The organism is Microcoleus sp. w2-18bC1 (assembly GCF_036700365.1).
In the GTDB taxonomy this organism is placed as follows: domain Bacteria; phylum Cyanobacteriota; class Cyanobacteriia; order Cyanobacteriales; family Microcoleaceae; genus Microcoleus.
Genome location: NZ_JAUBOS010000007.1, coordinates 109,837 through 121,715 on the forward strand (window position 1 = coordinate 109,837; position 11,879 = coordinate 121,715).

Genomic DNA, 11,879 nt, shown 5'->3' on the forward strand with positions numbered 1-11,879 from the left:
ACCTCCTATTATCGTGAAACCCAAGCCGAGAAAAGGTTGTGTGTGGGTAGCGCGATTGTTTCAACCCTGGAGGTGTGTACTGTTGGTATCATAAATCACTGCTTCAAATTGCAATTTCACTTTCAACTAACAGCAGCATCCATAGTAAGAGCCAAAAACAACTGTGTCAAAACCCAAGCATATAGTTTTAACATCCCATCCCGACAGATCCGGCACAAAACCTCATCCCATCCACTGGGGAGAAATCGATCCGCTGAAACGGGGGCCTGTGATTGGTAGCCTTACCAAATCGTCTCACCGGAATGCGATCGGCACTCATTCGGGTTCCTACTCAGTTTATCGCGCGCTAGCAGTTGCTTCTGGCGCACTCCAAGCAGATCACCGCCCCGATTTTACCAACACCTCTCCGGCCGCACACATCGGGCCACACGCGAGTTGGGGCGATCACAATTTGATTGTTTCTCTCGATCCCTTTGGGGGTTTGGTTAGCGAAGTTTATACTTCATTTCTCCAGCAGGGATATGATATTCGACCGACAATTGCTGTCACTAAAGCTCACATTAATATGCCGGAATTGCAAGATGCCATCGCTAAGGGGCGAGTGCAAATTGATGGCAAAATAGTCAAAGCAGGTGGCAATTTAGCAGTAACTAAAGTTGCGATCGACCCGGTTTGGTATTTGCCGGGAATTGCTCGGCGGATTGGGGTTCAAGAAAGCGTTCTCCGCCGTGTTCTGTTCGAGCAAACAGGCGGAATGTTCTCGGATTTAGTGACGCGGCCGGACTTACACGTTTTCTTGCCACCAATTGGCGGAACTACGGTTTATATTATTGGCGATGTCGCGAATATTTCGGACCCGGATAAGCAGTTGGCGGTACGTGTACACGATGAATGCAACGGTTCAGATGTCTTCAGTTCCGATATCTGCACTTGTCGCCCTTATTTGGTACACGGGATGGAAATTTGCATCCAAACGGCCCAATCAGGCGGTTCTGGGGTAATAGTTTACTTCCGCAAGGAAGGGAGAGCTTTGGGGGAAGTGACTAAGTTTTTGGTGTACAATGCCAGAAAACGGCAGGAAGGCGGCGATCGCGCTGATGCCTATTTTACACGCACTGAATGTGTGGCGGGAGTTCAAGATATGCGGTTTCAAGAACTAATGCCAGACGTGCTGCACTGGTTGGGGATCTCTCGAATAGACAGTTTAGTTTCGATGAGCGATATGAAATACAATGCGATTATCAATTCTGGCATTCAGGTGGTCGATCGCATCCCCATTCCTGAAGATTGGATTCCCGCAGACGCACAAGTCGAAATCGTCGCCAAAAAAGCCGCCGGCTACTACACGCCTGACCCTGTGCCAGATGCTACAATTCTTGCAGAAGCTATCGGACGCGATTTAGGAGATTAAGAGGGCAAAGACGCGACCGATGGGACGCGAACAATCGCGTCTTTGCTAAATGAAATTTATTGCTGGTTTTTGATCAGTCAGGGTAGGTTATGGCTAATTTGCGTTCTAGTGTGATCGTAAAAACAGATATTTGTGGATATACCGCCAGAGTCAAAAAATTATCTCAGTCGGACTTAAGTAGTTTGTTAAACGAGCATAAAACTTTTGTTTCAGATATTAGCGCCAGAAATGAAGGCAGCGTGATCAAAGGGGAAGGTGATTCATTTTGGATAATTTTTCCCAGCGTCACAGCAGCGGCAGTAGCAGGCATAGAAATGCAGCAAGAATTGAGAGCGCAACAATCTAGCAAGGCGAACGACGAACGATTGGCTATTCGCGTGTCGATTACATTAGGAGATGTCTTGCATCAAGATAAAGATATCTTTGGCGATACGGTGAATTTAACAGCGCGCATAGAATCTGTAACTCCGCCGGATGAAATATATTTGTCCCAAGCAGCATGGCTGGCGCTCAACAAAGCAGAAGTGCAAACGTCTTTTGTCAACGAGTTTTCTTTGAAAGGGATGAGCGAACCTGAAAAAGTATACAAAGTTGACCAAAGTTACAAAACGCGAATCATCAAGAATCAAGCAATCATTAAAGCAGATTTGAGAGGTTTTATAGCTTATCAAGAATCTAATTCTATCAAAGATGTGGAATATTTGCTCACCAACTTTGATACTTTTGAAAAAACAATTTGCGAAGAATACGGTGGCACCATTCGGAGTATTGTTGGGGATTCGCATTTGTTGACTTTCCCGGAAGCTCACTCAGCCTTAGCGGCAATGGAAAGTCTGTGCGAGAATTGGAAACTTTTTATTGACGCCAATCAAATACCTTGTGGCTTGTCGGTGGGAGTTGCTAAGGGAAATTTATATATATTTCGGTCTTGCACTTACGGAAAAGATATTCACATAGCCGACAGACTGGAAGATTTAAGTAAAATAGTAACTCCGGGTAGAGAAAGAAATTCGGTGATAGTTTCCGATCAAATAAAACGCGAAGTCAGCGGATCGAAGTGGGAATATAAGCTGATCAAAATCGATAAAAATGTGATTTTAGATAATCTTTTAGATTACACTCAGTTTGACTTTTTTCAAGAAAACGATGTTTATCGGTGTTTGGTTACATGAAGTTGCAAAATATTGAACTTGAGATTGTAGAATATCTGAGAACGCCGGCTGCTATTCGCCAAAAGTGCGATCGGCTTTTTGATTTAGCCCGCCAGGACAAACTCCGCTACTTCCGTGTCGATTTATCCCAACTCGACAAAGCAGCAAATTATGTAATTGACACAACGCGCCAACAGTATCCCGATTTTAACATTCCCTTTCACAGTCGCTGGCGACATTTTGAAGCTGGCAACTTGTCGCGACTCGCCGAATTGAATGCAGCTTTAGCAGAATTTGCACTCATAGAGCAAGCTAAGATCAAATTTGATTTAGCAATTATCAGCGTTTTGCTCGATGCCGGTGCTGGTGCAGATTGGCAGTATTGCGAACCTGAAACCGGACAGGTTTACCGCCGTTCTGAAGGGTTAGCAATAGCCAGCTTGCGGATGTTTTGTCAAGGTGTTTTTTCCAGCAATCCCGCTTTTCCTTGGCAAGCTGATTTTCGCGGACTTTCTCAATTAAAACTAGAAACCTTAGCTGCTGGATTTCAGGTAAGTCGAGACAATCCGCTAGTTGGTTTAACAGGCAGATTAGAATTATTGCAGCGTTTGGGAAATGCGATTTGCCAGCATCCATTATTATTTGGCAGCGAAAACCCGCGTCCCGGTAATTTGGCAAAATACTTGCTCGACAGTCGGGTTTATGAAACCAAAACTGTGAATGCTGCGGTTGTGTTGAGCGCTGTTTTGACAGGTTTTGGGGAAATTTGGCCGGGAAGATATGCAATTGGTGGAGTCAATTTAGGCGATGTTTGGCAGCATCCGGCTTTAACAGGAGAAAATCTGGGAGATGAATTCGTGCCGTTTCACAAACTCTCGCAGTGGTTGACTTATTCGCTGTTGGAACCCCTGCAAGAACTTGATTTAGAAGTCACGGGATTGGATGAGTTAACGGGATTGCCGGAGTACCGCAACGGCGGTTTGTGTTTGGATATCGGGCTGCTGCGGGCAAAAGATTCGGCTATTTTTGAACAGAGTTACTTGCCGGGTTCGGAAGTTATAGTAGAATGGCGATCGCTGACTGTGAATCTTTTAGATAAAATTGCTGCAGCTATTCGAGAAAAGCTGCATTTGAATAAGACAGAATTGCCGCTGGTGAAGATTTTGCAAGGAGGAACTTGGGCGGCGGGGCGAAAAATTGCGGGGGAATTGAGGGCTGGTGGAGTGCCACCAATTCAGATTGAAAGTGACGGCACTGTGTTTTAGAGAGAAGAAGGAAGTTCGGCAACGGATTCTATAACGGATGTAACGGATGTCAGGAAGAAGAAAAAGGGAAGTTCGGCAACGGATTCTATAACCGATGTAACGGATGTAACTCACATCTTGCACCATTCTCAAGAACGGGCTCTCCGGCCCGTTCCACAAAGAGTAGATTTTCTTGTGGAACAGGCATCTTGCCTGTTGCTGACAATGGTGCAAGATATCAGATGTAACGGATGTCAGGAAGAAGGAAAAGGGAAGAGGGAAGAGGGAAAAAGCAAGAGGGAAGAAGCAAGAAGGAAGAGGGAAAATGATTCCCTCTTCCAACTTAAAATTCAAAATTCAAACCTGAAAACAATACCTCACACTACACTCCCAACAAGCTGCTTAGCGACAAGTGCGATATTTGACGTGATAAACTAAACCGCGATGGGCCAAATCGAAGGAGTCAACGGTGGCCATGCCGGCACCGCGGGCTGTCATCGAAGCATTTACTCTCATATTTACACTGTCGCCGCAGCGAGACCAAACATTAGCTACAGTGGCTAAGCTATCTCGAACATTGTAGTTAGTTTCGCCGCTGAGATTCCGATTAAAAACTGGGCCACGGGCGCCAGCGAAAAAGTATTCTGCCCGCAGGTTGCCTGTGGTTTTAGGAGCGACGTAGCCGCGGTAATCAGCATCGTAGATAGAAATTTGGTAGCCTTGGGGTACTTTGATGGGAATGCTCAGATTGCAGCTTTTCCGGCTTTCTGTTGAGACATTTCCCAGGGCTGCAAACTTGTCAAATAGGATGGTGAGTTCTTGACCGTCGGGGCTGACGCTGACGCTGGCGGAGCGATCGGGGCAACCGCTACCGCCGTAGCTTGCACCTAAAATTTGAACGGCCGCCGGATTAGCCAAGGTGGGGCTGATAGAAGCAGTCATTAATGCCGTAGCTAGCAATAGTTTTACAAACTTCATGGATGTTCTCCTTAATAAGTTCAGTGGTGTGTTAGGAGCACCCTAAAAAAATAGAACTGAATTTAGGTAATCTGTTTTCAACTTGGATATTGCCGCCTTCATGTTGCAAGATGAAAAGCCAGTCAAGCCAAGCTTATAACCTCATGTGCAGTTCCTATTCAGGTTTTTTCGATTAGTGAATTAATCGAAAAAATAGGTTTTATGTTGATACTTCTTAAGATTCATATCTGTTGGTAAAAGTTCCGGAAGATTTCGGTGCGAAACTCCGGATCTGTGTTATTGGGTTGGGATGGAGTGCGAGACAGCGAAACCAGTGGGGAGGCTTTTGAACCCGGATCTGCGTTCTTAGGAAGAGTGCGGGAAAGAGAGGAAACGAGATAATGACATATTTGCGTATTTTCAAACCTCGCATACTTAGTGTCGCACTGGGCGGATGAAAGGCAATTGTCGGAGCGAATTTTATGCGCGCATTCGTGTTTTTAATAGGGGCTTGATATAAGTATTCCTGGAGGGAAGGGGGGCAGAGACCGGGTTTTTTTCGCGTCAAGAATGCCTCAATGGCTGATAAGTTAGAATTAAGCAAATTAATTATTCAAAAAAATGAGTGCTAAAGTTACTGTCATCGACCATCCTTTGATACAGCACAAGTTAACTCTCATGCGGCAAACTCAAACGAGCACGGCGAAATTTCGCCAACTGCTGAAAGAGATTGGAATGCTGCTAGCCTATGAAGTGACGAGAGATTTGCCGCTAAAATACGAACTAATAGAAACGCCGATCGCCAAAATGAATGCACCTGTGCTGGCTGCAGAAAAGAAAATTGTGATTATTTCGATTATGCGCGCTGGTCAGGGACTGTTAGATAGTATTTTAGAGCTGATTCCGTCTGCGAGGGTAGGACATATTGGTTTGTACCGCGATCCGACAACTCGGATGGTGATTGAATATTATTTCAAAGTTCCCCAGGATATCGAACAGCGAGATGTTTTAATTGTCGATCCGATGCTGGCTACTGGTAATTCAGCAGTGGCGGCAGTGGATAGGCTGAAAGAAGTTAATCCGAAGTCTATTAAATTTTTGTGCTTGCTGGCAGCGCCGGAGGGAGTGGGGCACTTTCACGAACAACACCCTGACGTGCAGATTTATACGGCTGCTGTTGACGAGTGTTTGGACGAGCACGGCTATATTGTACCTGGACTGGGAGATGCGGGCGATCGACTTTACGGCACTATGTGAATTCAATCAAATTATTTTCTGCTGTATATGCCAATACATTCATTTAAAAATAAGTTTACTAACATAATCATTGGTTTGATAGTGCCATACAATGTAAATTGTAAAATTTTAATGTCAGGAAAAGCCTATATATAACAATGGTTGTAGGGCTTTCTTACATTAAATTCGTAAATTGCATAATCTAGATGTATTTACTGCATTTGATGGTTAAATTCTATGCCTTTAGTGTAATTAATTGCCAGAATTAGTTATTAAAATAGATGTATGATGCTAACCGTTTGCGATCGACTACTAACATTTTTTTGACGAGGGAAAAAACAATGGAGACTACAGCACAGAAAGAAGCCCCAACTCAGCCTGTTGAGGAAGTGAAAATTCAGAATATCAACAGTTTGGAGTTTGAGCTTTGGGCTAAAGCAGTGAAACGGCAGATGATTGCAGCACTCTCTAAAAAGGGCGCGATTTGACATCTCTGGGTTTTTTATGCACAGGTTGTGTTAATTAATTAAATTAACAAAATTTTTGTCTGCATTGTTGTCCGAGTTCGAGAGGAGTAAGGGTAAGAGTTTTGAGATTGCGCTGCTTTCGTAGTTGCGGGAGGGGCAAAAGAAATAATTTTCCTTTTTCCTAGTTTTGGACGTACAGGTGGAAGGAAGCCGGGTTTTTTTACGAAAATACTTCTGTTGCGATCGGCAGAAATGGTAAAAAACCCCGGTTTCTTTGTGTCAAGAGTGTCTCCGGGAGTGTTCTATAGCAATCCTTGCAGGAGTCGTAAATTTTTTACCCCACCCCAACCCTCCCCTTATCAAGGGGAGGGAGTAAGAAATTCACAAATGATGCGAGGATGGCTATATCTGCCGAATGCTTTCGACCAGATTACGATCGCTTGTCAACCGCCGCCAGCAAGCGCAGACTTCCGTCTTGAATCTGCACTGCTTTCACCGTTCCCACAGCAACTCTTTGTTGACCGTTAGCCATCGCTACCTCAATTTTAATCTTGGGGTCAGCCTGTAATCCTAGCCGCCCCCAGAGCCACTTGACTTGGGTAGCAGGAAAAGAGCTCACTTCTACATCAGAAAATGGTGAATTAACCCAGCGGCTACCGTCGTAAAAACTCGCTACCTGCACCTGATACCAAACTTGTTCTCCTGCCAATTTTAACTCATTGTTCGGTTCTGGTTCCAGCCACTCAGCGGGATTGACACTGTTAATTAAAGTAGCAGAACCCATAATTTGACTCTTGTGGTCTTCTAAACTTTCCGCCTGAGAAACTGCTTCCTGAAGTTTGTTGACCAAATTCCGAATTCGAGTTCTTGTTTCGCTGTCAGTATCTGATTGCTGGTCGAGCCAATTCATCGCCTCACGAGTTCCGTCTTGAGACGCTACAATCAGGGCGCCCCAAGCCTTGACATCGGCGTCAGCGGCATTTACTCTCAAGGCTGCATCGATGCGGTTCCAGATCCGCCCGCTGTCATTTTTGAGGGTGGTGGCTATTTCGTGACTGTTACTCGGATCGGCTTCAAATACTTGCAAAGCTTCACTCCAGCGGCCGTCGATCAATTCTGCGAGAACTTGTTGACCGGGACTGGCCCAAGATGCGATCGCCTGAGCACGAGTAATTTTAGCGTGAAATTCGATCGTTTCTAGCTGAGCTTGCGCGACAGCCGGCCAATTTTTGCCAGCTTTCCCCTTCGCCACACGCATGACATTTAATGCTGGAGACCACAGACCGCTTTTGGCAAGTCGCAGCCCATTTTTGTAAGTCTCGTCATTGAAGGCAAATTCTTCTAAAGAAATCGCGGTTAACTGAACTGGGTTGGGCAAAAATTTGCGCGGGCCAATTTGATAAAGGGTAAATTGTGGCTCTAAACCAACTGTTTGGTCGATCGCCAACTGCGGGTTTTCGCCCTTAACAATTTGCTGCCAATTCGGCGGTTGTCCAGCCGCACTGGCCCACTCCAACAGCGGCATTAAATGATTTTGGCTGGGGTTGTAGCGAACGACTTGTCCGTAGGGAATTTTCTTTTCGCCCTGCTTTAGTTGACCACTGACATTAAACCAAATGCCGGAGGCGGGGGGCTTTCCGTCAAATCGCCGCAGTTCTGTTAGGGGTAGGGACTGATTGGAGGCTTGATTGTTAGATGTAGAGTCAGCTAAAGAAGCAATGACAAAAGATTCCGCAGGGCCTTCTAGATTCACAGAACTTGCTAGCTGAAAATACTGCTCTTTATCGGAACTGCGATCGGGAAGCTGCACCCGCTTGTACACCCGAAGTTCGACAATTTGACGACAAGGATTTTTGCAAACAGTAGAAGCCTTAACAGTTCTTTCTACCATTACCGGCAATAGCAAATCGGAAATAGAATTATCGCGGGATTGATCGACGGGAAGCGGCAGGGCTTCTCCGGTTACGAATCCCAATTTGCGGATGCTGGCTTTGATTTGATCGAGAGTTTGGATCGAATCTCTACTACCTGTAGGCAGGCGCGACCATTCCGGCACAAACTGAGAGATCAACTTGTTGCCATTGGGATCGACAATTAGCTGATAACTCAGCCAAGCGCCGCCTCCCATTAAAGCTGCACAGCCACACAAGACGCTGAGGGCTGTCAAATTAGTTATCAGTCTTTTCCAGGGATATCTGGCGCGAGTTCGGGGAGTAGGTATTGGACGCTGGGACTCTTGAAGATTTTTGGGGCGTCGGGTTTGGCGACGGCGTCTTGTCGGGGGAGGAGCAACTTTGGGATTTTCTGGGGGTTTGGCTCGATTTTTTGAGGGGTTAATTTTGTGTTCCATCATGCCATTTTAGAATTTAGATTTTAGAATTTAGAGTTTAAAATTGCAATAGCCGATCGTACTGCCGACCTATGATATCCCAAGTGTATTGGCTGTCAACGAGCGATCGAGCGTTGACAGAGATCTCCTGTCTTAGCTGCTGATTTTCAAACAAACTGGCGATCGCCTCAACATACTCGTGAACTTCGTTCGCCCGCAAGGCCCTTGTCGGTTGTGGGCCGCCATCGACGACTAAACCCTCCAAACCTCGATCGCTAGCAACCACGGGAGTTCCCGCAGCCATCGCCTCCAAAGTTTTATTTTTAATCCCAAAACCAATCCGCATTGGCACCACACAAACAGCAGCTTGATGCAAATATTCTGCCACCCTTTGCACCCGACCTACTACTTGAATTCCCGGAAGTTCCCCCAAGGCGATCACTTCCGGGACTGGCGAAGCCCCGACTAGGATGAGGGTAGCATCGGGATACCGCTGCTGCAAAGGCGGCATTATTTGCAAACTGAGAAACCTCGCCGCGTCAATATTGGGCAAATTGTTCATTGCGCCTGCAAAAATTAAGGTGTGTCCTCCCGGATCGATCGATCGATAGGGAAATTGAGTTAAATCCACGCCGTTAGGAATTACATCTATGGGAGGTACAAAAAAATCTTGTTTTCCTCGCACTCGAACCGGAGGCAACAGTAATTCGAGGAGTTGCTCTCTGTCTGTGGATGTTGTCGCGACAATGCGGGAGAATTTGGCACAGTAGCGTTTTTCGTAGCGGGCGAGTAGGGGTAAATTTAGTCGATCGCGCAGGGGTTTTTCGGAGGTGCCGGTTGCTAACATTTCCCTGCAAGTTCCCCAAACGGAACTGTGAATGTTTGCTACTGTCAACAGTTTTTGCCGCCATTCTGGACGCACGTAAATCTCGTTAACGCTGTGTTCGCAGGTGACAGTATCGCATTTGCCTGCTGTTACCAATTCGTCTGCCCAATTCTGCATTGCTTGGGAGTAGCTTGAGAGTACGTTTGGAGGTGTCCCGGACAACAAAAATCGACTGAATCTGTGGAATTTTCCTATTATTTCAGAGAACCCCCCCTCAGTCCCCCCCTTATTAAGGGGGGGAGGTAAAAATCCTTCCTCAGTCTCCTGCTGGAGTCTTAGCCCCCCCTTAGCAAGGGGGGGTTGGGGGGGTGTCTGCGGATGGGGAAAAACTGCCAATTCTGCAACTTGCTGGCGCAATGCGTCGATTTGTGCATTGGTGACATCGGGCGATCGTACAGTGCCGAGAATTACCTCATGCCGCTGGCTCAAGTATTGTAATAAATTAAACGTCCTTACCTGAGTTCCTCCGCGGCTTGGCGGATAGGGAAAAGTCGAGGAAAGCATCAAAATCTTCATGGGATGTGGAATAAATAAAGTTGCCGCTTGCGCGATAAAATTAATTGATAAAATCTTTTTAACAATCTTCGCACCTATGGACGAATTATCTGTTAAGGCGCTGCTCGAAGACTTGAAAAAGCCGGACGAAATCGTGCGCGATCGGGCAACTACAGAACTCTGGCGCACTTGGTTTAACCAGAAGGGTGAGTATGGGATGCAAATTCTCAGGCGATCGCAAGTTTCGCTGGATGCAGGCGATGTTCACCACGCTTTGGATTTGCTGACGAAATTGATTGCGGAAGCGCCGGATTTTGCGGAAGCTTGGAACCGACGCGCCGTACTTCACTATACTCAAGGAAATTATAAAAAGTCGATCGAGGACTGCGAAATTGTCCTCAAACTGAACCCGGTACATTTTGGGGCGTTGCACGGTCTGGGTTTGTGCTACGCTGCCTTGGGAGAATACCTAAATGCTATTCAAGCTTTTCGTCGCGCTTTGGAAATTCAACCTTTTGCTTTGGTGAATCAAAAGTTAATTCTCGAATGTACGGCTCGTTTAAATTAAAATACATAGGGCATTGGGCATTGGGCATTGGTGGTTTATTTCCCTGGACTGAAGTGCGAATTTTTTCCACAATCTAAAATTGAAAATAGTCGTAGTGCCGAAAATTAGCGTTTGCATTCCTACTTACAATCGAGTGCATCTGCTGGCTAGTGCGATCGCCAGCGTGCTAGATCAAACTTATACAGATTTTGAATTAATTATCTGTGATGACGGTTCTACTGACAGCACTCCTCTGTTGATGTCGGAATTTGTCGATCGCGGGATTCGCTACATTCGCCACCCGCAGAATATCGGCAAGAGTAATAATATGCGATCGGGCTTTGCGGCAGCAAGGGGCAAATATTTTATCAAGTTTGACGATGACGATCGCCTGAGCGCGCAATTTTTAGAGCGGACATCGGCTATTTTAGATAAAGACCCCAGCATCGATTTTGTCAGTACAGATCACTGGGTGATCGACATTAACAATTATATGGATGAAAACCAGACGAAACTCAATTCGCAGCGGTGGGGGCGCACCGAGTTGTCGGCTGGAATTATTGAAGATTTGCTCGAAGCAGTGTTTCTGAGACAGAGTTTGCAAATAGGGGCGACTTTGTTTCGCCGCCGCGCGCTGGAAGAAGTCGGATTTCTGCGGCCGAATTTGCAAAATTGCGAAGATAACGATTTGTTGGTGAGACTTGCGATTGCGGGCAAAAAGTGCTATTACTTGCCGGAGCTGTTGATGGAGTATCGATTTCACGCAGGACAGCAAGGAGTCGATCGGGCAATTCCGTATTTAAGCGATAAATTGCGCTATTTGACAGGCTACGAGTTTGAGTCGGAGAAGTTGGAAACTGTCAGGCTCAAAAGGATTACAGAAACTCAATTAGCGCTAGGTTTGCGACTGATTGAGGTGGGTGAAACTGCAAAAGGACGCCTGATGGTGCGAGCTGGAAAGTCGGTTTCTGCGACGAAAATGTGGGCGGGTTTGGGATTGTCGTTGCTGCCCGTCGAGTTGCGTCCCAGGGCGTTTGAGCTTGTGCGAGAGTTGATGAAATAACCATCAATAATAATTATTCATTATCAGCCGCGGATAATATATTAATTTTAATTAGAGTACGGGGTTTTGTCTGGCCTTGAGATTTGATCAGAT

10 protein-coding genes are annotated in these 11,879 nt (G+C 46.1%); 7 read left to right on the forward strand and 3 right to left on the reverse strand.

Annotated elements, in window-relative coordinates; genetic code table 11:
• The first annotated feature begins 163 nt into the window (after nucleotides 1–163).
• From QT979_RS07070 to QT979_RS07080, 3 genes are all read left to right on the forward strand, one after another.
• Nucleotides 164–1,411, forward strand: coding sequence for a GTP cyclohydrolase II (locus QT979_RS07070; protein ID WP_333214996.1), 1,248 nt, complete (start codon nucleotides 164–166; stop codon nucleotides 1,409–1,411).
• 89 nt (nucleotides 1,412–1,500) lie between these two features.
• Nucleotides 1,501–2,583, forward strand: coding sequence for an adenylate/guanylate cyclase domain-containing protein (locus tag QT979_RS07075; protein WP_333308912.1), 1,083 nt, complete (start codon nucleotides 1,501–1,503; stop codon nucleotides 2,581–2,583).
• Nucleotides 2,580–3,827, forward strand: coding sequence for a URC4/urg3 family protein (locus tag QT979_RS07080; RefSeq protein WP_333214992.1), 1,248 nt, complete (start codon nucleotides 2,580–2,582; stop codon nucleotides 3,825–3,827). Before QT979_RS07075 ends, QT979_RS07080 begins: the two co-directional genes overlap by 4 nt.
• 381 nt (nucleotides 3,828–4,208) lie before the next feature.
• Here QT979_RS07080 and QT979_RS07085 read toward each other — a convergent pair whose 3' ends face one another.
• Nucleotides 4,209–4,784 carry a DUF4360 domain-containing protein gene (locus QT979_RS07085; protein WP_333214990.1) on the reverse strand — a complete coding sequence of 192 codons (576 nt, stop codon included), beginning with the start codon at nucleotides 4,782–4,784 and terminating at the stop codon, nucleotides 4,209–4,211.
• A gap of 600 nt (nucleotides 4,785–5,384) precedes the next feature.
• Here QT979_RS07085 and upp point away from each other — a divergent pair.
• Both upp and QT979_RS07095 read left to right on the forward strand, forming a co-directional pair.
• Nucleotides 5,385–6,020 (forward strand): uracil phosphoribosyltransferase, encoded by a 636-nt coding sequence (gene upp / locus QT979_RS07090; protein ID WP_333214988.1) that lies wholly within the window; start codon nucleotides 5,385–5,387, stop codon nucleotides 6,018–6,020.
• Nucleotides 6,021–6,280: 260 nt separating this feature from the next.
• Nucleotides 6,281–6,487 carry a hypothetical protein gene (locus QT979_RS07095; RefSeq protein WP_333207029.1) on the forward strand — a complete coding sequence of 69 codons (207 nt, stop codon included), beginning with the start codon at nucleotides 6,281–6,283 and terminating at the stop codon, nucleotides 6,485–6,487.
• Between the two features lie 409 nt (nucleotides 6,488–6,896).
• Here QT979_RS07095 and QT979_RS07100 read toward each other — a convergent pair whose 3' ends face one another.
• Together QT979_RS07100 and QT979_RS07105 are read right to left on the reverse strand one after the other, a co-directional pair.
• Nucleotides 6,897–8,819, reverse strand: coding sequence for a hypothetical protein (locus QT979_RS07100; protein ID WP_333216537.1), 1,923 nt, complete (start codon nucleotides 8,817–8,819; stop codon nucleotides 6,897–6,899).
• Nucleotides 8,820–8,853: 34 nt separating this feature from the next.
• Nucleotides 8,854–10,197, reverse strand: coding sequence for a glycosyltransferase family 4 protein (locus tag QT979_RS07105; RefSeq protein ID WP_333308915.1), 1,344 nt, complete (start codon nucleotides 10,195–10,197; stop codon nucleotides 8,854–8,856).
• 76 nt (nucleotides 10,198–10,273) lie between these two features.
• Between QT979_RS07105 and QT979_RS07110 the strand changes: the two genes are divergently transcribed.
• Nucleotides 10,274–10,744, forward strand: a complete 471-nt coding sequence (locus QT979_RS07110) for a tetratricopeptide repeat protein (RefSeq protein ID WP_333216533.1) — start codon at nucleotides 10,274–10,276, stop codon at nucleotides 10,742–10,744.
• A gap of 94 nt (nucleotides 10,745–10,838) precedes the next feature.
• Nucleotides 10,839–11,786 (forward strand): glycosyltransferase, encoded by a 948-nt coding sequence (locus QT979_RS07115; protein ID WP_333308962.1) that lies wholly within the window; start codon nucleotides 10,839–10,841, stop codon nucleotides 11,784–11,786.
• The last annotated feature ends 93 nt before the right edge of the window (nucleotides 11,787–11,879 follow it).